The 19,198-nt window shown below is 58.9% G+C and carries 25 protein-coding genes and 1 tRNA gene; 9 read left to right on the top strand and 17 right to left on the bottom strand.

What is annotated here, in order from left to right:
• Positions 1–13 precede the first annotated feature (13 nt).
• Positions 14–445, bottom strand: coding sequence for a hypothetical protein (locus ACF8O8_RS19055; protein WP_049588119.1), 432 nt, complete (start codon positions 443–445; stop codon positions 14–16).
• A gap of 86 nt (positions 446–531) precedes the next feature.
• On the opposite strand from ACF8O8_RS19055, the gene ACF8O8_RS19050 reads away from it, so the two are divergent.
• A complete protein-coding gene (locus tag ACF8O8_RS19050; protein ID WP_392510266.1) occupies positions 532–1,239 on the top strand; it encodes an energy-coupling factor ABC transporter permease in 708 nt (235 codons plus the stop codon).
• A 193-nt stretch (positions 1,240–1,432) separates the two neighbouring features.
• Here ACF8O8_RS19050 and yacG read toward each other — a convergent pair whose 3' ends face one another.
• From yacG to ACF8O8_RS19030, 4 genes are read right to left on the bottom strand one after another with little or no spacing between them, the layout of a single operon-like run.
• On the bottom strand, positions 1,433–1,633 hold the full coding sequence (gene yacG / locus ACF8O8_RS19045; protein ID WP_010951889.1) for a DNA gyrase inhibitor YacG: 201 nt from the start codon (positions 1,631–1,633) through the stop codon (positions 1,433–1,435).
• Complete coding sequence (gene coaE, locus ACF8O8_RS19040; protein ID WP_004575721.1) at positions 1,630–2,253, bottom strand: dephospho-CoA kinase; 624 nt, start codon at positions 2,251–2,253, stop codon at positions 1,630–1,632. Before coaE ends, yacG begins: the two co-directional genes overlap by 4 nt.
• A complete protein-coding gene (locus ACF8O8_RS19035; protein ID WP_010951890.1) occupies positions 2,253–3,119 on the bottom strand; it encodes an A24 family peptidase in 867 nt (288 codons plus the stop codon). Before ACF8O8_RS19035 ends, coaE begins: the two co-directional genes overlap by 1 nt.
• Positions 3,120–3,121: 2 nt before the next feature.
• Entirely contained in the window at positions 3,122–4,330 is a 1,209-nt protein-coding gene (locus tag ACF8O8_RS19030) for a type II secretion system F family protein (protein WP_392510265.1), read from the bottom strand.
• 216 nt (positions 4,331–4,546) lie between these two features.
• On the opposite strand from ACF8O8_RS19030, the gene ACF8O8_RS19025 reads away from it, so the two are divergent.
• The 3 genes from ACF8O8_RS19025 (at position 4,547) to ACF8O8_RS19015 (ending at position 5,936) form a co-directional block, all read left to right on the top strand.
• Positions 4,547–4,957, top strand: a complete 411-nt coding sequence (locus tag ACF8O8_RS19025) for a pilin (protein WP_392510264.1) — start codon at positions 4,547–4,549, stop codon at positions 4,955–4,957.
• Between the two features lie 71 nt (positions 4,958–5,028).
• Positions 5,029–5,104 (top strand) — tRNA-Thr (locus ACF8O8_RS19020).
• Between the two features lie 187 nt (positions 5,105–5,291).
• Positions 5,292–5,936: a hypothetical protein gene (locus ACF8O8_RS19015; protein WP_392510263.1), complete on the top strand. Its 645-nt coding sequence runs from the start codon at positions 5,292–5,294 to the stop codon at positions 5,934–5,936.
• Positions 5,937–5,953: 17 nt separating this feature from the next.
• Here ACF8O8_RS19015 and ACF8O8_RS19010 read toward each other — a convergent pair whose 3' ends face one another.
• The 7 genes from ACF8O8_RS19010 to ACF8O8_RS18980 form a co-directional block, all read right to left on the bottom strand.
• The gene (locus ACF8O8_RS19010) at positions 5,954–6,565 is read right to left on the bottom strand and encodes a recombinase family protein (protein WP_392510262.1); all 612 of its coding nucleotides are present in this window, start codon (positions 6,563–6,565) and stop codon (positions 5,954–5,956) included.
• 130 nt (positions 6,566–6,695) lie between these two features.
• Positions 6,696–6,995, bottom strand: coding sequence for a hypothetical protein (locus ACF8O8_RS19005; RefSeq protein WP_392510261.1), 300 nt, complete (start codon positions 6,993–6,995; stop codon positions 6,696–6,698).
• Complete coding sequence (locus ACF8O8_RS19000) at positions 6,996–10,499, bottom strand: phage tail length tape measure family protein (protein WP_392510260.1); 3,504 nt, start codon at positions 10,497–10,499, stop codon at positions 6,996–6,998. It lies immediately after the preceding gene.
• A complete protein-coding gene (locus ACF8O8_RS18995) occupies positions 10,489–10,926 on the bottom strand; it encodes a hypothetical protein (RefSeq protein ID WP_392510259.1) in 438 nt (145 codons plus the stop codon). The genes ACF8O8_RS19000 and ACF8O8_RS18995 overlap by 11 nt, the downstream gene beginning before the upstream one ends.
• On the bottom strand, positions 10,923–11,378 hold the full coding sequence (locus ACF8O8_RS18990) for a DUF5681 domain-containing protein (RefSeq protein WP_323614992.1): 456 nt from the start codon (positions 11,376–11,378) through the stop codon (positions 10,923–10,925). Before ACF8O8_RS18990 ends, ACF8O8_RS18995 begins: the two co-directional genes overlap by 4 nt.
• A 10-nt stretch (positions 11,379–11,388) precedes the next feature.
• Complete coding sequence (locus ACF8O8_RS18985) at positions 11,389–12,099, bottom strand: hypothetical protein (protein WP_392510258.1); 711 nt, start codon at positions 12,097–12,099, stop codon at positions 11,389–11,391.
• Between the two features lie 19 nt (positions 12,100–12,118).
• Complete coding sequence (locus ACF8O8_RS18980; RefSeq protein ID WP_177336440.1) at positions 12,119–12,286, bottom strand: hypothetical protein; 168 nt, start codon at positions 12,284–12,286, stop codon at positions 12,119–12,121.
• Positions 12,287–13,520: 1,234 nt separating this feature from the next.
• Here ACF8O8_RS18980 and ACF8O8_RS18975 point away from each other — a divergent pair.
• From ACF8O8_RS18975 to ACF8O8_RS18960, 4 genes are all read left to right on the top strand, one after another.
• Positions 13,521–13,742: a hypothetical protein gene (locus ACF8O8_RS18975; RefSeq protein WP_392510257.1), complete on the top strand. Its 222-nt coding sequence runs from the start codon at positions 13,521–13,523 to the stop codon at positions 13,740–13,742.
• A 91-nt stretch (positions 13,743–13,833) separates the two neighbouring features.
• Entirely contained in the window at positions 13,834–14,139 is a 306-nt protein-coding gene (locus ACF8O8_RS18970; protein ID WP_392510256.1) for a hypothetical protein, read from the top strand.
• Positions 14,136–14,387, top strand: coding sequence for a hypothetical protein (locus tag ACF8O8_RS18965; protein ID WP_392510255.1), 252 nt, complete (start codon positions 14,136–14,138; stop codon positions 14,385–14,387). The genes ACF8O8_RS18970 and ACF8O8_RS18965 overlap by 4 nt, the downstream gene beginning before the upstream one ends.
• 26 nt (positions 14,388–14,413) lie before the next feature.
• On the top strand, positions 14,414–14,716 hold the full coding sequence (locus ACF8O8_RS18960; protein ID WP_392510254.1) for a hypothetical protein: 303 nt from the start codon (positions 14,414–14,416) through the stop codon (positions 14,714–14,716).
• Between the two features lie 341 nt (positions 14,717–15,057).
• Here ACF8O8_RS18960 and ACF8O8_RS18955 read toward each other — a convergent pair whose 3' ends face one another.
• From ACF8O8_RS18955 to ACF8O8_RS18940, 4 genes are all read right to left on the bottom strand, one after another.
• A complete protein-coding gene (locus ACF8O8_RS18955; RefSeq protein WP_029380510.1) occupies positions 15,058–15,459 on the bottom strand; it encodes a helix-turn-helix domain-containing protein in 402 nt (133 codons plus the stop codon).
• 61 nt (positions 15,460–15,520) lie between these two features.
• Positions 15,521–15,790 (bottom strand): helix-turn-helix domain-containing protein, encoded by a 270-nt coding sequence (locus ACF8O8_RS18950; protein ID WP_019750394.1) that lies wholly within the window; start codon positions 15,788–15,790, stop codon positions 15,521–15,523.
• A gap of 86 nt (positions 15,791–15,876) precedes the next feature.
• Entirely contained in the window at positions 15,877–16,044 is a 168-nt protein-coding gene (locus ACF8O8_RS18945) for a hypothetical protein (RefSeq protein ID WP_177412729.1), read from the bottom strand.
• A gap of 206 nt (positions 16,045–16,250) precedes the next feature.
• A complete protein-coding gene (locus tag ACF8O8_RS18940) occupies positions 16,251–16,451 on the bottom strand; it encodes a helix-turn-helix domain-containing protein (RefSeq protein WP_019750396.1) in 201 nt (66 codons plus the stop codon).
• A gap of 161 nt (positions 16,452–16,612) precedes the next feature.
• Here ACF8O8_RS18940 and ACF8O8_RS18935 point away from each other — a divergent pair, with 161 nt between their 5' ends.
• Entirely contained in the window at positions 16,613–17,533 is a 921-nt protein-coding gene (locus ACF8O8_RS18935) for a hypothetical protein (RefSeq protein WP_152606213.1), read from the top strand.
• On the opposite strand, the gene ACF8O8_RS18930 is transcribed toward ACF8O8_RS18935, so the two are convergent.
• Entirely contained in the window at positions 17,522–18,733 is a 1,212-nt protein-coding gene (locus ACF8O8_RS18930) for a tyrosine-type recombinase/integrase (protein ID WP_392510253.1), read from the bottom strand. The genes ACF8O8_RS18935 and ACF8O8_RS18930 overlap by 12 nt on opposite strands.
• Positions 18,734–19,198 lie beyond the last annotated feature (465 nt).

The following is a 19,198-nucleotide window of genomic DNA, read 5'->3' as shown; positions in this document are numbered from 1 at the left end:
TTAAGCGTGAGAATCAGCCCAGCACTGGCCACTGCTGCACCAGCCCGACCAGATGTACCACGCCAAAGCCCAGGCAGATCAGCGAGCTGACCACGATAAAACGCTGCGAACGCCCGGTGCCCGCCAGCAATACTGGCCCCAGCAGGCCGCGTAGCAAGTACACCAGGGTGATCAGGCAAATGACTGGCAGCAGCAAGGGCAGCCGCCCGATCGCCCCGGCAGCCGACAGCGCATAGGCCGACCAGGCCAGCAACACGCAGGCGATGGCGGCGGTGATCAGCGCCGGGTAGCAGCGGCCCTTCTCGGCGGCCACCGCCATGCGCTCACCGGCCCCGAACAAACGGTACCAACGCGGCCCCACGGCGATGATGGCCAGGTGAATTACACCGATGATGGCGTTGAGTGCCGCTGCCAGTAGCAGGGCGGGGTTGGTTCCTTCCAGCATGACCAATGCTTCCTGCATCGAATGGAAGCGTCAGCCTACCGCAGCCGAAGGAATGGGAGAATGGGTGTAGACTCGGTTTTATCCACATGGCCGCAAAGGGTATTGTTCAGGTGATCAGCGCGCAGGTGTTATCCGGCACCACCCTTACCCTTGGCTGGCTGGGTTATGTGCCGTTGCTGATCTGGGCGGTCAGCCGGGTTCGCTGGGTGGAACTGTTTACCGACCGGCGCCGCCAGCATTTGCTGTTTGGCACGGTGTTCTGCCTGTTTGCGCTGTGGCTGGTGCGGCGCGACTTTGATACCGGGGTGTCGTACCACTTTATTGGCATGACGGCGGTCACCCTGTTGCTGGACTGGCCGCTGGCGGTGCTGGGTGGGTTCATGGCCCAGCTCGGCTTGCTGGCGCTGGGGCGTCAGGACCTGGTGGCGCTGGGGGTGAATGGTTTGTTGCTGGTTGGCTTGCCGGTGCTGATTACCGAGGTGTGCGCGCTATTGGTGGAGCGTGCCCAGCCCCGCAACCTGTTCGTTTACATCTTTTGTTCGGGTTTTTTTCCGGCAGCGCTGACTGTGCTGATTTGCGTCCCCGCAGCGCTAGGGGTGTTGTGGCTGGACGGGCGTTTTGCCCTGCCGGAGTGGCTCAGCGACTTTGTGGGCTACCTGTGGTTGATGATGTTCCCCGAGGCGTTCATCAACGGCATGGTGATCAGTGCGCTGGTGGTGTTTTGCCCCGAGTGGCTGGAAACCTTCAACCGGACGCGGTATTTGCAGGCGCCCTGGAAGGAAGATGAGCGGTGAATGTGTTGTGGCTGTGCCGGCCTCTTCGGGGGTAATGCACAGCACTCAGAGCTTGCACTCTCACTGTGGGAGCGGGCATGCCCGCGAACACGGGCGAAGCCCGTGCCATCCACTGCGGCGCCTGCTTCGCGGGCTTGCCCGCTCCCACAGGTACCGCGCGGGTTGTGGGCCCGCGTTGTATTTGTGGATCAGCTCAATGCCGCGGCTCCAGGTCCCCCGAATACAGCTCATCTTCGGACTCTTCCGACCCCGCAATCTTGTGCTCCTCAGCCGCCCAGGCGCCCAGGTCGATCAGTTTGCAACGGTCCGAACAAAACGGCCGGAACGCGTTTTTTTCGCTCCATTCCACAGGCGCGCCGCAAGTTGGGCAATCGACGGTCAATGGCTGGCTCATGGCTGGCCTCCTTTCAAAGTCAGGTAAAAGTGGTGCAGGCGGTCAATCTGCTCGTGCAGCGCGGCCAGGCCGCCGTCGTTGACCACCACATCATCGGCATGGCGCAAGCGATCCTCACGGGCCAACTGCGCCTGCAAAATGGCCTGCACGTGCTCGGCACTGGTGTTGTCCCGCGCCAGGGTACGGGCTATTTGCAGGTCCTGCGGCGCATCGATCACCAGTACGCGTTGGGTCTTATGGTGCTGGCCCGATTCGATCAGCAGCGGCGACACATAGACCGCATAAGGCGACTGCGCCTTGGCCAGATAGCTGAAAATCTCCTGACCGATCAGCGGGTGCAGCAGTTGTTCCAGCCATTTGCGTTGCGCCGGGTCGGCGAATATCAGCTGGCGCAGGGCGGCGCGATCGAGCTGGCCGTCACCCTGCAGCACGCCCGGGCCGAAGCGCTCGACGATGCTGGCCAGGGCCGGGCGGCCAGGTTCGACAACCCAGCGCGCCGCCTGGTCCGCATCGACCAGGTGCACGCCAAGCTCGACAAAGCGCTCGGCAGCGGCGCTTTTACCGCTACCAATGCCGCCGGTCAGGCCGAGAATCCAGGGGGTAAAGGCCGCAGTGGTCATCAGTATCCAAGCAGTTGCATGTATGAGGCGTATATTTCATCACCCCAGAGCACGGCAATCCACCCCGCAATTGCCAGATAAGGGCCAAACGGGATTGCCGTGCCCATGGCATCCCGGCGAAAACGCAGCAGGCACAGGCCAAACAGCGCCCCCACCACCGACGACAACAGCAGCGTCAACGGCAGCACCTGCCAACCCCCCCACGCCCCGATCAGCGCCATCAGCTTGAAATCGCCATAGCCCATGCCTTCCTTGCCGGTGACCAGCCTGAACACCCAGTACACCGTCCACAGGCTGAGGTACCCGGCCACTGCGCCCCACAGTGCGTCGGCCAGGGGCACATGGATGCCAAAGGCATTGACGATCAGCCCTAGCCACATGGTCGGCAGCACCAGCACATCCGGCAGCAGCTGGTGGTCCGCATCGATCAGGCTCAGCGCCAGCAGGCACCAGGTCAGCGGCAGAGCCACCAACGCCTCTACCGAAGCGCCGAAGCGCCAGGCCACTACCAGCGACAGCAGCGCGCTGGCCACTTCCACTACCGGGTAACGCAGGCTGATGCGGTTTTTGCAGGACGAACAGCGCCCGCCCAAGGCCAGGTAGCTGATGACCGGAATGTTCTCCCACGCACGAATCCGGTGCGCGCAGTGTGGGCACCGGGAGGCGGGCAGGCACAGGTCGAAACGCGCGTGCTGCGTGGTCGGCAGCCCCAATACCTCTTGCGCCTCACGCTGCCATTGCCGCTCCAGCATGATCGGCAGGCGATACACCAGCACGTTGATAAAGCTGCCCACCAGCAGGCCGAGCACCGTAGCAAGGGTGAGGAAATACGCTGGCTGTTCAGCCAGCAAAGCCCATAAAGTCATGTTCAGATCAAACTACCCAACTGGAAGATCGGCAGGTACATCGCCACCACCAGGCCACCCACCAGCAAGCCCAGGATCAGCACGATGGCCGGCTCCAGCAGGCTGGTCAACTGGTCCAGCGCCTGGCTGACCTGTTCCTCGTAATGGCTGGCGGCTTTTTCCAGCATCTGGTCCAGCGTGCCGCTGGATTCACCGATGGCCGTCAACTGCACCAGCAAGGGGGGAAACAGCGGTTCACCGGCCATCGCCTGGTTTAACCCTTGCCCATTGGCCATGCCTTGGCGCAGCCGCAACACCGCCTGCTCGTGCAGGTCGCCACCCGTTACCCGCGCCACCGTACCCAGCGCATCCAGCAACGGCACCCCGGCGCCGTAGGACGTTGCCAGGCTGCGCGCAAACCGCGCCAGCGCGGCCTGCCCCAGCAACTTGCCAAACACGGGCAAGCCCAGCACCCGCCGAGATATCCACAGGCGCGCTGGCGCGTGCTGCCGGTAAAGCTGGCGCACGGCAACACCCAGCACCAAGCCCATCACCAGCAGCAGCGGCGCAAACTGTCTCAGCCCTGTGGACAAGTTGATCACCCATTGGGTAAATGCTGGCAACGCCGCGCCCATGCCCGAGAACATGCTCTCGAATTTAGGAATCACCTCCAGCAACAAGATCGCCGACACCCCCAGCCCGGTCAGCAACAGCAGCAGCGGGTAGATCATCGCCTTGCGCACCTTCTTGTGCAGCACCCGACGCTGCTCCAGCATGCCGGCCAGCTGCTCCAGCTGCCGGTCGAGCGTACCGGACTGCTCGCCCACCCGTACCAGGTTGCAATACAGCACATCGAACCATGCCGGGTGACGCTGCAACGCATCCGCCAACCCCAGGCCCGAGGCCACATCCTGTTTCAATGTTTCCAGCAACGCCGCCTGCGCCGCATCGCAACCACTGCGGCCCATCACCTCGAACGCTTGCAGCAGCGGCACGCCGGCCTTGAGCAACGTCGCCAACTGCCGGCTGAACCCCGCCGGGTCTGCCTTTTCGCGCCGCTTTGGCAAGCTGAACGCCAGCCCGCTGGCCGGCCGCAAACTCGCCACCGTGATGCCCTGGCGAATCAGCCCGGCGCGCACATAAGCCGGGCTGCGCCCGGGTGTTTGGCCGCTGACCGGCGCGCCATTGGCGTCGGTGCCGTGCCAGCGGTAGAGAAGTGAAGATGAAGTCATGCAAAGGTCCTTGTTCAGCCCCGGCGACAAGCCTGGAAACAGCTTGCCGCGTCCATGCAAGGGCACGCGTCCGTGATGCTCACTAGAGTAGTTCAGCGAAGATGACGCCCGTGCGGGCAGGGGTGACAAAAGGTGTCTGTTCAGGCCTACTGCGCCGCTGCCGGTTGGGGCGCAACTGACCTCAATGTGTAAGCGAATCAAAAAGGAACTACGTTCATGAAAGGGCAACGCGGTATCACCCTGATCGAACTGATGATCGTCGTCGCGATCATCGGCATTCTGGCGACCATCGCCTTACCGATGTACACCAACCACCAGGCACGCTCCAAGGCCGCGGCCGGGTTGCTGGAGATCAGCGCCCTGAAGACGGCGATGGATCTGCGGCTGAATGATGGAAAGGATGTAGCCGGTGTCTCCGAGCTGGGTGGCCAGCCGGCGACGGCGCATTGTGCGATCACGGCGAGCGGCAAGGCCGCAGATGGTAGCGGCAGCATTGTCTGCACCCTGGTGGATGCGCCTGCCAACGCACTGGGCAAGGCCCTGACCCTGACGCGTTCGGCCAGCGGCTGGGCGTGCACGACCGACATCGAAGAAGACCTGGCGCCCAAAGGGTGCAAGGGGGCTTGAGGGCAGGGCAATAAACCAGCGGAAACAGGGGTTTGCGTTACGGGTGTGAGCAGTGGTACGTTGCGCTACACGCCGGTGTAGCTCAGTCGGTAGAGCAGCGCACTCGTAACGCGAAGGTCGCAGGTTCGATTCCTGTCTCCGGCACCAGTAAAATCAACGATTCCAGCGTTTCTCATGTGTCAGTTTTGTAGCTCATGACAGCAGCATGACAGCAAATCGCCTCGCTTCAGCTCGTTACTCGGGCCTTTTTTTGGCTGCTACCAGAGACGTCACGGCCTGCGCGATGAATTACGATGGGACGTCGTGATTCATTCACTGGCTCAACGAGTAATTGATGAAAAATCCCTACGCTTTTGGTTTTTGGTGTTTAGCAATTGTTCTAGTGCTATTAACCACGACCTTTATACTTTCCGTTCCGCTAAATAAAGTTGAAATGTCGGGGGTACTTACTCACGTCAGTGCTTGGTCGGCAGCCATTCAAGGGATTGCATCCATAATTTTAGTAGTCTTTGCCATACTAGGCTTCAGTACCTGGAAAGCTCAGATTAAGCATGAGAAGGTCATGAGCGTCATATGGACAACCCAGGCGTCTTTACACAGAGTTGATATAGATTTTCAGACTATAATGGTGGAACTTAGCACTTCTGGAGTGCCGTTTGATCTGGATGTGACGACCTTCCTGAGCCAGCAGGAGCTAGGAAGCTCCCTAAAGGAACTTCATGAGCAGTGTGTCTGGATGGATCGGATCGTCACTGAGAATGGTTGGGAATGGGTAAATCATGCAGGGTTTCTTAAAGGCCACGTAATTAGTTATATCTCCCGCAGCAGGGGATCCCCATCAATTTCGGACAGGTTATTTTGCATCGGCAGCGAGCAGAGTGCGGAGATTAATCGGGCTGTAAATGGTTTCAAGTCTGAACTCGCGGCTATGGAGCGTAAGTTGAAGGAGCTTAATAAATCGCATAGGGCCTGGCACTAACGATTTAAACGCTTTTTTCAAGTAGACTCGCGAATTCGTAGAACTGTCGTGGTCGAACAACTCGCGTGCCGAGCAGTGGCACGTATACCCAACCCGGCTGCTAGCAGTTCCTTCACTCGCTTGTGCAACGCCTCATCCACTGGCCTGCCTTGGTATTTGCCAGCAGCCTTAGCCTTCTGGATGCCCTGGGCCTGGCGCTCGCGGCGCTGCTCGTAATCCTTCCGGGCGATCGCGGCCATCATCTCCACCAACATCGAGTTGATCGCGGCCAGCATCCGGCCGGTGAACTCGTCGCCCTGCGTGTCACGCATACCCTGATGGCTTGTGGGCAGATCGAGCGCGACGATGCGCAGGCCCTTGGCGTCGATTGCGCCCTTGAGCTTGGCCCAGTCGTCAGCGGGGAGGCGGGAGAGGCGGTCGATGGATTCGACCAGGAGCACATCACCCTTGCGGGCATCCTTCAGCAGGCGAAGCAGCTCAGGCCGATCCGCCGCGGCGCCGCTGGCGTTCTCCAGATACTCGCAGGCGATTACCTTGTTATGGTCGCTGGCGAACTTCTCCAGGGACGCCCGGGCGCGGCCGGCGTCTTGCTCGTCGGTGGATGCCCGGAGGTAAGCGCGGATGAACATAGTGCAACCTGTATCAGTTAGGGTGTTGTCCTAACACTGTTGCACTTTGGGTGTTACTTTTCAAGCGAAAAGGCTGATAAAGGCTCAAATTGCCCGTATCAGCCTAAGCATACCCTGCTGCTACCCCGAGCTAGCCATGGGGTTCACGCATCCAGCCATTCGGCCCCCACATATTGCGGGCGGTACGCAGGCACCGCTCCTTGTAGTGCTCCTCGTATCGCCTGACCATCATGGCCAGATCGGCGCCGACCGGGCCGTTGTGATTGACCATCGCCATGGTGCGTCCGATCATGATTCCAGCAACCTCAAAGCGGTCCCTGATCTCATTCATGGGCGCGTCATGGTCACCAGGCTTTACCGCGATCTGCTTCATGAATAGCTCGATGACGGCCTTCTCCATCAAAGCCGTGTCCCACTTGACCACACTCATTCAACTACCCTGCCTTTTCAGGCCGTACGCCTGCTCTGTAACTTCAACGAAGCTACCCCACCCGGCCGCCATTTGGTCCACCAGGCGGTCCTCGACTGCCTGAACGAGCACTTCAAGTCTTCCGCCTTCACCCGTGCGTGTCTCAACTACTGCGTTGCTGTTGTTCACGATAAACACCTGGTGCGCCGCCTGAGGTTTGCGCACATCTTGAGATATCGCCTGGCTTCGCCCGCTGGCTTGCGTGGCACCTGCCAGCGCAACGTTCCCGGTGCGCAGCGCCTCGACCGCAGACACGCCCCCGAAGCGACGGATATCTGCCTGCGACCAGACAACCTCGCCCTTGTGCACCACGCCGGCCGGATCGTTGACGCCGCCGGGGCCAGTGTAGCCGCCCTCAGAGAAGCCAATACCGGCGATATTTGCGACGTTGGCTGCTGTAGCAACTCCAACCGCGGCAGCAGCTGCAAAGTTGAAAGGAGGCGGGAAAGCAGCCAGGGCCTTCTGAACAGCCAAATAGCCGTCGATGGTTGCCTGGGTGATTGCTGCAGCCTTGCCGATTGCCGCAAGCCTTTTGTTTGATGACTGGCTGAGCGAGGACATATTGTCGAAGAAGGTCGAAGCCCCCGACAGCAGGGCTCGGTTCGTCGCCTCATCAATCTTTGCTCGTTCCTTCTGCGTCTGGTCATCAATGTTGGCCACGCGCGCTGCGTACGTCTCTTCGTTGATCGCCTTGAGATCAAGGTAGGCCTTCTGTTTTTCAAGCTCCGTAGCGCGCCAGGTTTCTAGCTTCTGCGCCGCCTCGGCCAAGCGATCAATCTCACTCCCGGCTCCGCCAACAGAAGCGTCAAGCCCTGGCGTGTCAGGTGCCTTAGTAACGCCCTCGACCGTTCCAGGCTTCTGCGCAGCTTGCAGATTAATGTCGCGGATCTTGATGAGAGTCTGAAGCCTTTTAACCGCCTCAACATTCCCTTGGCGCTCGTACTCTGCAATTAGAGCGGCATCCTCCAGGGAGGACTTTAGGCTGTTAGCCTCGCGGAGCTGACCCGTAAGGGTAAGCAGCTGCACCTGGTCTTTTTGCGCCTGAACAATCCCCTTACTGAGCTCCGCTTGACGCTCAAGCTCGGCATTCCTTTTGAGCTGGGCGGTAATGAGGTCCTGGCTTGCCAGCAAAGATTTTTGGTCGGCAGTAAGTGTCTTTTTGGACTTGAGGTCGGATAGCTGCTGCTCCCATTTGATCAACGCCTGGGCCTGAACGCCAACCCTCTCGGTCGCAACCCCCTGTGCGTTGATTAGAGAGTTCTGCTGAATCAGCACGGCTTGTGTTCTCTTTGCCTCATCCAGCATCCTCAGGCCGGCGTCTTCTCGATACTGAGGCCCCTTTGGCGTCTTGGGGTCTTTGTACTTCTCGTTGATCGCCGCGATGTCTTTGGCTTGCTGCTCGGCGGAGATGAGTAGCGACTGGTCATTTTTGACCCTTGCCTCGGTGACCCTCCTCTCAACAAGCAGGCGATACTCGGCCAAAGCCTTCTCGCGCTTCGCTGCGTTGTTTTCGGAGCTTTCGCGAAGCTTGTCCAGGGCCAGCTGGTCATCCAGCGACTGCTTTTGCTGCTGCTGGGCTAAACCCTGGGCCATTGCGCGCCGGTCCTTCTCGGCTTTCATGATTAGAAGCTGAGTCTTCTCGGCTTCCAGCGCTTCCTGGCGGAAGGTATCAGCCGGTGCCAGATTGCTGATGGGGTCTGCCTTGCCTCCGTTCGGGGTGCGCTGAGTTCTCCGATTTGCCGCCTCCGCGATGGTGGCCAGCTGCTCGTCCAGCGCTTTAAGCTGTTCATCTAGGGTCTTCTCTCGGCCAACGTTAAGCGCAGCGTCCCAGGCCGCTTTGGCTGCTCCCGTCACTGCCTTCCAGCTCGCCTCGATGTAGCCGAGGTTGTCCCGTACACCTTTCGAGGTCCGATTCAAGCCCTGCTCATACGCATCGTTCGCAAGCTCTGCGGCTGCCTGGGTTTTCCCCTGCTCCTGCAATGCCTTGATCTGCTCGTAGGTCGAGGCCGTCAGGAAGTTCATTGACTCGTTGAGCTTCAGGATTTCTGCCACTGGATCTTTGGCGATCCTCTCGAAGTTCTTGACGGTCTCTTCTGCGGCTTGACCAGTGGCCGACTCGAAGTCAATCGCTGCGCGGGTGATCGACTCGAACGCCGATACCGGAATGCGGGTCGAGGCGGCAAGTTGAGCCAATACTGCCGCAGCCTTACCCACTGTGCCGCCGGCAGCAGAAGCCTGCTCAGCCATCCCGGCGAGTTGCTCGGTAGTCGTGCCTGCCGTATTGCCCGTCAAAGCCAGCGAAGCATTGAAGGCGGTAGCCTCGTCACTCCCCTGCTTGTAGGCCAGAGCGAGAACGCCGGCCGCTGCGGCGGCGATTGTGAGCGGGCTGACCAAGCCAAGGATATAGCTGCTTGTTGCGCGGGCGGCCTGACCCATTCCGCCAAAGGAGTCTTTGATCTGCGAGCCTTGCTGCAGGAAGACTGTCAGGGGCGATTGCCCGGCCTGCAAGCTGATCACAACGTCGCTGAACTGCGCCGGCAACATTCGGAGCGCTGCGGCATTCTGCTTCGCAGTATTCCCTGTACGGGTCAGAGATTGATCGAGCCCTGTGAGGGCTGCGCGGGCCTGGTCAATTTTTGCTTGATAATGGCTGAAGGTCTCTGCATCAAGCGCGCCTCTCTTCTTCTGCTGAGCCAGCTTGCGTTCCTGCTCATCCAAGCGGTTTAGCGCCTTGGTCGCAGGATCAATGCTAGCAAGAAGCTCCTTTAGGCCTTGCGCCTGAGCGACGGTGGCTGCTCGAGCCTGGCGGTTGGCTTCAGCCACCTTCTGGGTCGATTCTGCAAGTTTGCCTTGGTTGGCTGCCAGCACCATGCTCCCAGAAAGCAGGCCCTGATCAGCCTCTGACAGCCCGGTTGCTACATTTGCGAGGTTGCGCTGAGCCTGCGCGGCTTTTACCGAGGCCTCAGCAATCGCCAGGATTCTCGCCTTGGCCTGCTCTGCTGTTTCGCCAACTACCTTCTGAGCATTCGATACGCCCGAAAGCGCGTTCAAGGATTCCTGCAATTTCCTATTGTAAGAGTCGTAAACAGCCTGGTTGATCTGTCCGGAATCCCTGGCTTTAACAAGTGCCAGCTCTTGCGCAGCAAGGTCATTGAGCTTTTTTGTCAGAGGCTCGATCTTGCCCAGCAGGCTATCCAGCTCCTTTCTTTGGGTGGCGGCTGCCTTTGCTGCTGCATCAGCGCTTTTTGCTGCCGACTCAGTCGCTGCCGACGCTTTGTCATTCGCGGCCTGAACCTTGGCCAATGCCATAGCCAGGTTGGTGTAGTCAGAGCCAGACTTGCGAAGGGTTGAATTTGCTCGTACGCCTACCTGCTCCAGAGCCTCAAGAGCTGCCCTGACGCTATTGACCTGCTGCTCTGCGCTTCTTCCGTCAACTTCAAGTTCGAGGCGGGATTTAAGTGCCATGGCTTTCTCCAAGGGGCGCGCGGTTTTCGATGATCTGCCGATAGATCTCGGCGGCATACTCCGCTGTGGTGGTGCCCGGTGGCGGCAGTCCGATGCGGCACGAACCCGCCTGTTCGAGCGTCATGTCGAAGATTCCTGCCGGGAACAGCCGCCCAAGGCGCTCGACCTGGCGGGTATGCAGGATTATGGCGTGGGCGATCGCCTCGGCCTGCTCACTGGTCATGTCGGTGAAGGGGAAGAAAAAGGTCTCGTACTGGCCTTGGATTCGGTAGCTGAGCGAGTGGCCAACGATGTCTGGAAAGTCCATCGATTCCGCCCCGCTGCTGGCATCTACAACAGCGATCGTAACCATGGAAATCGGCTCTTCATCTGCGCCGATACGTGAGGTCAATCGCCGGATTTCTGATTTCAGGCCTTTGATGGTCATCGCTGCATCTCCTCTATCTGCTGCCGAAGTTCGTCGACGGCCTTTTCCAGTTCAGCCACCTCAATCACCCTGGCCACCGCGCTCAGCCCTTCGATCAGGTGCCGGCCCTGGTCGGGAGGAAGGTCACCAGCGGCAATAGCCTTGAGGATGGATTTCGCCGCGCTTGGCAGGTCGGTATCGTCCAGCTCGAACTGAACTGGTTCAGCGGCCGGTTTGATCGGAGGCACCAGGCGCTCCAGGATCAGCCGGCAAGCTTGCATATCACCCTTCCGGGCGGCGGCCAGTACTTTCTTGGTGACAGCATCTGCGCCCTCGGCTAGGCGCGCCCGGATGGCTTGTGTCTGGCCTGATCGTCCACCCGGGTTACCGCTATGTCCTGGCGCGAACGTGCCGTTCCCTCGGCGCCGCGTTGGCTTTGGTGGATCAGCTAAGCCTTCGTCGTTCTGACTCAATGTGCGCCCCTTACGCTGCGCCGCTCAGACCGCGCACTACGTCCGGATCAGCGTTGACCAAGAACTCGGCCCGATCACCTGCCGCCTCGATTTGGGTAACCAGCTCTGCACCAGTGACCTCTACGACTAAGCGGAATGCCTTGCTAACCGCCTTTGTTGCCGAATCGAGGTCTTCGCCTTCCTGGGTGATCAGTGCAAACGCTTCCGGGTTCGCGCGCTCCAAAGTGACGTTGGCGATACGGCGGTGCTCGGCGTCATTCAGCCCAGACAGAAAGGGGGGAAGGCGCAAAACGGCCTCGGTGAGTCGCGGCTGCTCGCCGGTGAGCAGCAGCAGGCGCCGTGCGCTCGCGTCGTCCATGGAGCTCAGCTTGCGAGCGATTTCCATATCGATTAGCGGGGTGGAGGTGTCGCCATCGCGATAGGGGGGCACGGCCGACAGGCGATTCATCCGCTGCTGATAGTCGCCCCGCAGCGCCTCCAGGCGCGTCGAGAACTTGGCCAGGCTGCGCAGGCTGTCCACGCCAGCCGATTTTCGGTCATCGCGCTTCGCTTCGGCGCTCAGGCGGGCGTCGCTGGTGATCCGGCCGAGACGCAGGGCGGTGTGCTCAACCTCGCGGCCGGCGGCCTTGGCGATGTTGTAGAGCTCACTGGTCTGATCTCCCTGCCAAACGGCCAGAATGCGATCCCTGCCGTTCACGATGGTGGTGATCTTCTCGAACATATGGTTCTCCTTGGTGAGGTTAGGCCGGGAGGCTCATCACTGGTCGCTGCTCAGCCAGTGCGATAAGCAAAGCGTTGGCGTGAACGTCGCCTTTCCCGGCGGCAGCGCGCAGGCGTGCCCAGGCCGCATTCACTTCGGCAATGGTTGGCTTGATCTGCTGGCCGCGGGCCTTGGTGGGGGCTGTCATGGGGCATTCCTCTGATAGCTGTTGAAAGCCTTGCAGAGGTCAAATTAGGCCGTATCTGGCTTTCTATCCAGTGCTTTATGGGTACACCTAGGGTGATACACGCAACGGGACAGAACGGGACGAATAAGCCTGATTTCCAGGCCTCTGAAAGGGGTGTTTTCGTTGCACTAAGTTGCGCGCACCCTAAATGATACGAACCGCCAAACTACGAAGTTTTCGAGGTATGACCAGGTTCACACCGCCGGTGGAGACCTCGCGCCACGAAACCGAACCTCTCCATTTTGTGGCGCGCGAACTACCCAATTGCTGGGTAGTTAAATCCCCGGATTTCAGGGTGTTTACCGTCTCCTCAGTTTTGAGGATACCTCCGGCCACCAGGTGAACGAATCGTTCACCCCCAACGGGGGAATACCCGGCGAGCAGGAGGGGTTCGATTTGAAATCGCGCCCTCACCCGGCCTGACTGCAGCGAAGTGGGATTTCCTCACATCGAGGAAAAGGCAGGGGGTCGCACTTTTCTTACCCCCTCATGGCTCAAATGTGAGCCACCGTCACAATTACCTGCTCCGGCCTGCTGTCAGGGTTTGTGGTCGGACTTTCCGACTTCAAATCCAGAAGTTGGCGAGCAAAGCCGGAATCACGGTTTAGCCAAAGTGGGAATTCCCGCCCAGGCCTTTTACGAGATGGTCGTGAAAGGGCATCGGCTGGAGTTTCAGCCGATCTCCAGTGTGTCGATTCCTACACGGTGTGTTGATTTCCACACGCTGGATCATGTCGAGTCGACTGATTTTGGTAGTTTCGGGCCCCGGCGAGAGATGGCGGAAAATCTACCGGCATCTCGATGTGCTCAGATCTGAGCACATCTGCCGCCCTGACAATGCCCTCAGATTTCAGGGCATCTCCGTCTCGGAGACACCTTTGCCGCAAGCCTGCCGGTTTTCCGCATCCTTGGTTTCTGGTTTTCCCCAACCTGGCCACCTGGGCATTGTGAGCAGCTTTGCTCACATCTCGCTGGCCCACTCCCACAGAGATCCGTCCAGCTATGGACGCATCGGCCTGGTCCATCCAGTTATGGATACATCCTCAATTTGAGGAAGAGTCGGTGCTACCTGGACCGAGGGTGCATCACTTTGGTCGCCCCCTTCGGGAGGGGTGCAAAAATATTTCACCCTGCCACTTGCGTTACGAGTAACGATTTCCTATAGTTCAATCACGTTACGGGTAACGAGGAAGCCATGACCGAAGAGAAGAAACCGAAATCCAATGCGGACAGGCAGCGTGAATTCCGCGATCGTCAGCGCGAATTGGGGTTCAGGCAGCAGACCATGTGGGTTCATACCGAAACGGAGCAGGAAGGGCGCCAGGCGGCGCTAGAAGGAAAGCCACTTAAGCCCCAGGGGAGCAAAGACCCCATCAGCTGGGCGATTGGGTGGTTGAACGAGAAGGGCAAGCAGTAAAAACGGGATTTCCCGTAATTGGAAAGGTGGCCAACCCGGTGTTCGAGCACCGGGAGGGCCTATCACACGACGACGCTATGAGGCACACGTCATGCAACTTAAACAAGATACCAGCAGTAAGCCACAACTCAAAGTCGCAGAGCAGGTTAAGGCGCTCAAAATCACCGGTGAGGGCGCCTTGTGGGACCTGGAATCGGATATGGGCCAGTTCGAATGGCTCAAGACGCTCATGTGGGTTATCAAGCGTGAGGCCGAGGATGGTAAGGCCGGCTCAACCGACCGCATCAAGCAGTTGGCCGACATTGGCAATTACCTGGCCGAGGACCGCGCCAATATCCTTGACGGCATCTGCGAGCGCCTCAAGAGCAGCATGGATGCTATCGGGGGTGCCCAATGATCAATGCTCCCGACCTTGACGACAACAGCGACCTCTTCAGCGCTCTCTACAAGATGGTGTGCGGGCGCGCTCGGGAAACCGGCCTGCCAATCGAGGTGATCCTGTGCCAGATGATCTACCAAGCGACTTACGAGATCATCCTGGGCGGCGAAATCACGCGACAGATGATCGCTGGCATAGTGGAGGCCGCGGTGGTCCAGGTGGCGATCAACTCGCAAGCTGAGGACGCGCAAGGGGGTGACCAGTGAGCGCTGCATACTCAAGTCACCCAGCCTTGGCCGGCCTCGATGGAGAGCAGATAGCGGAGCTGGCCCTTATGGGGCTGCGGTACCGGGCACTCGGCGCGGGAACCATCGACTTCTGCGACCCATCGCGGCTGGATGTGTACTGGACCGGCACGCGAATGGTCGAGAAGGCGGTCAAGGATGCTGTGAAGGCAGCAAAGGGGCGGGCTCAAAATGCTCAATATCAGGCCGGCATAGCTTCGGGCCACCTGACCGGCCTATTCAACTGTGGCGTCATCGACAATGACACGTACATGGACCAGTTCAAGCTACTGCTCGACAGGCCACACTGAGCTCGGCTGTATTTCAAGCTCAGCTGGCTAGGTCGAAGAGGGCACTACCCTGATCCGGGGTGGTGCCCTTTTCGTTGTGTGGCAGATGGTCCAGATCTGGGTCGTCGCGTCGCCGCTCAGGCCCTGCGGTGCGCGTATTTAATACCCCTGGGGGTGGTAAATTATAAAGACTGGGAGTTTTTCCGTTCACATGATCCCCGCAAAGCCCGTAAATCCGGTGAGTGACTAGGAAAAAATCCCAGTCGCTCGCAAGGGCAGCAACATAACCGGACGAAACCGGAAAGCCGTATGGGAAAAAATCCCAGTCGCTTGCGGAAAAAATCCCACCGAAAAAATCGAAATCAGGTGAACTTGAATGGCGCAGGGCCTGGGGATACTTCGAGGTTTTTCCCGGGGCACTCGTCGATGTACGCCCAGGCGAGCGCATACAGCGCGCACTGCGCCATACCAGGCTCACGGCCACCTTTCCTGTAGGTGCGGGTACGGATGATCAGGCCGGCATCAATCAGCTCCTGCAGCGCCGATGCGAGCGTTTTGGCGTCCATCTTTCGGCCCTCGGCCATCATCTCGACAGTGCACGCCAGGTCGCCATTGTTGCGCCCGTTGTAGTGCCGCCCAAGCTTGATCAGGACGGTAACCGCCTTGGGGCTTAGGTTGTCGAACGCGGGGTGCATGAGCAGTCGATGGGGTAGGGCAAAGACCCTTCCGCCAAAGTCGACCTTGTACTGCTTCTTTCTTGCCATTCAGCGACTCGCACAAAGGCGCCGGGGGCGCGATGTGAAATCGCACCCCCTGGCTGTCGATTTAGTCTTTATCGTCGGAGAGGACGTAGAGGCCCACTCGGTGCGGGCGCCGCCCAGGAGCTGCCGCTTGGTAGCACCACCTGGTCAGAATCCCCCAGCCTTGCCGGCGTAGATGCCGGATAGTGGATGGCGGGTGAACGATGTCCAGATCCTGGGCAGCCTCGATCGAGGAGACTGGCCCCTTCTTCAGGGCTTCGATCAACCGCTGGGCTTGCGCGTGGGTGGAATGGTTGTCAGGCAGATCGTGATCTGCGATAGTTTTTGCCGTCATATAGGCTCCTTTCACTAGGGGTCAGGCCCGGGTGGTGGTGGTGCACTGCCCGGGCTGCTTTTCTCTCTCCTCCCATATCCCCTCCATCACTCCCCTGAACCATCTGCAGTTGCAGCAGCGTCGAGCACCAGGCTGAGAAAGCCCTTAGTGGCCTCCGCGGCTTTGACTGATGACTTCGCCAGTTTGATGACTTCCTGATGCGTTCCGTAGCCGGCGGCGATCATCCGCAGGCCAGTGGCCAGCAGGGTGACCATTGCGTGCGCCTCATCTACGGCCGTGTGAAGGTCGTCATAGGTTGGCCGCTCTGGGGTGGTGCTTTGGGCGAGGGTATGGGTAGAATCGAGGCGCTGTGTAGTCGTCTTCGCAGATTGCTGTGCGGCACGCTGGGCCAGTGCCTCTAACACTGGCTCGGCACCATTCCTCACAAGCGCCAGTTTTGGCGTCTGCTTGCCCCCAGCCATTACCGCGCCCCATCCTGAGCAACGCGCTCAATGAACGATTTGAGCTCTGATGCCAGGATCAAGCGGCGACGGCCGATTTTGAAGCTCTGAATCTCTCCCTTCCCGACCATCTCGTACATCATGGATCGGGCGATCCCCAGCGAACGTGCAGCCTCTTCAATTCCAACTGAGAGCGGCTGAATGGCTTGTGTCTGCGCCATAGAGGGTGTCTCCGGTGTTCTGTTTAGTTTCGATTAGTCCGCCTATCAGGCGCTTGTAGGTTATTGCGTGTTGCATGAAAAAAGCAACACATTTTGATGTGGTGCAGCTTGCATGAGCGACAATCGTCTGCGAGCCTATGCTTCCTACAGTGAGGTGCACCTTGGCCAAGAAGCAGAAGCGCTCAGAGACGCTTTCCATCCGAATCAGCCCCAGGCTAAAGGCCGGCCTTCAGGTCGCGGCCAACATCGGCAAAACGTCGATGGCTTCAGTGATCGATACGACCCTGAGCGAGGGCCTCGAGAAAACCTTCGTAAAGGCTGAAGAAGTCCACCCCCGACTCCTGGAGCGATTCGGTGCGCAGGGCGGAACTGTGCAACTTTCGAAGGTGATGGCGGAGATTTGGACCGACGAGCCTTTCCTGCTCACGCTAAGGCTGTATCTTTTGCTGCCATCCGGCCTGACGGACCGCGAGTTTCTGATGGCAACCACAGTCTTCAAAGACGAGACCTTTGCCGGGGTCGACGATGTATTTGAAGGCGCGGCTATGCCTGGGCTGAGTTATCCGTTGATTGATCTTGGTCGTGCTCAGCTGGAGCAGAACGAGCTGGCGAGCTATGCCGACTATTTCTCCCATGAGTCTCAGCGCCCGGGTGCCGGCCTGCACGTTGAATACGACCAGTACCTGCAGCTCCATAAAGATCTGAATGAAAAGCGGCTAACTCGGAAAGAGTTGCCAAAGTGTGAGTTCCGCCTGCAAAGCGCTGATAACTCGATGTATGAGTTCGTCTTTGCTGATCGCGATGGAAGAGTGTTGCTAGAGGGAGAGGCTAAAAGTGATCGCCTTTCGATTGTTGACAAAATTAAGCGTATTAAGCAGATCTGTCACGACTTGAACTCATATGATTTACACCAGACTGAAGATGGCGTTTATGAGTTCTTCGTCCAGTACAAGGGCGTGGTTCTTGCTAGGAGTGTTTGTTTCCAGAACAAAACAGTAGCGCGGTCGGCAATCGATACTGTGGCAAAAACGGCCTCGGCGGCCGTCATCAAAACCGTGTTCCTTGACGATCTAGATGAGTAGATCCACAGCGGCCGCCTTGCTGTCTGGCGCCAGGTGAGCGTAGCGCAGCGTCATCTTGAGGTCGGCGTGCCCCAACAGATCCCTGATCGTGTTCAGCGGCACTCCCTTCATAGCCAAATTTGACGCGAAAGTGTGGCGGAGGTCGTGCCAGCGAAACGAAGTAACTTTCGCCTCCTTCAATACCCCGTCCCAAGACTTTTTGACGTTATCCATTACTCCACCAGTTTGGCTTGGAAAGAGCAGATGTAGGCCATTAGATTGAGCCTTCCAATCCTTGATAGTTCGCAGGGCTTCCTTATTCAACGGGATGTGCCTAGTTTGATCGGACTTCGCGCCCTCACCAACAACTGTCAGCGTCTTCTGGCCAAGATCAATATCAGTCCAAGTCAGATTAAACAACTCGCCTCGGCGCAGGCCGGTATTGAGACTGATAATGGCCATTGGCTTCAGGTGATCAGCAAACGCCAACGTTCTCAGGTCCGGCAGCTCGGCCTTTTTCCGCTCCCGGCGCCACCGGTTGGCGCTGTCACGCTCGCTCCTGATGCGCTCCTCCCGATCGTCCAGAGCCTGGCGTAGTCGCCGGTTCTCTTCCGAGGATAGGAATCGAACCCGGGCGCGGGTGTCGAGCCGCATCGGCTTCAGTTTGGCCATCGGGTGCTGCTCGAGTGCGCCCCACTCGACAGCCTTGGAAAGTGCGCCGCGCAGGGCTGCCAGCTTCCTGTTGGCAGTGGCGTCCTTCAGGCCGGCAGCCAGCCACTTCACGCGCATAGCCTCCAGATCGCGCTGAGTGATGTCTGCCAGCGGTTTACGCATCAATGCGCCGAAGCTGTACTCTATGGCGTGCCGCGTCTTCTGGTGGGCCTTGTGGTGGGTCTCCAGCCACGGGTAGTAGCTTTCCTCCAGGTAGCTCTGGAGAGTGTGCGCGGCCCGGCGCTTGCTCTTCGCTGCCACCAACGGCGCGCCGTGGGCGTGAGCCTCAGCGAGCCAGCGAGCGGTCTCTGTCCGCGCTTGGTCCAAGGTCATCATTCCAACCCGCCCCAGGGTTGCGGCCTGGTTCCTGCCCCAGGTCACCATATAGCTGGCGTGGCCACTGGGTAGGACGCGGATAGACAGGCCTGGCTGGGCAGTGTCGTGGATGCGGTAGGCCTTCTCCTGGGGCTGGATGCTGGAGAGGACTTTTGCGGTGATTTTGGTTTTCATGGGTTGGCGTCCGTGACAGCAGGGTGACAGCAAAAATGACTATACGGACCTGTCTCGGCGGACTCAACTGGACGATATGTCCCAATGAATGCTGGGAATGCCCTGTAATTGCTGGGCGTCATAACGCACTCGTAACGCGAAGGTCGCAGGTTCGATTCCTGTCTCCGGCACCAGAATCAGTTGGCCTATGGCGATTTATCGCTACCTGGCACCAATAGAAGCCCGCCTTGTGCGGGTTTTTTTGTTCCCGCTTTTTTCCCCACGGATTTGCGTGTTTTTGACTTTATGGTTCGCAGTTTTACACTTAGGGTTGCACGTATTTTTAGATAGTGGTTAGCTGTCGATCAGGTTTTGGCCAGTGTTTACGGGGTGAGAACCGAAATTTTTCTAGATAATGATTTTCCCGTTTAGGGATAATTTTGAGATGCCCCAGTTTTCTCACCACGACTTGCAAGCTACTGAACC

This window comes from Pseudomonas sp. TYF_14, from assembly GCF_043105275.1.
Lineage (GTDB): Bacteria > Pseudomonadota > Gammaproteobacteria > Pseudomonadales > Pseudomonadaceae > Aquipseudomonas > Aquipseudomonas alloputida.
This window is presented reverse-complemented; position numbering and strand designations above follow the sequence as displayed.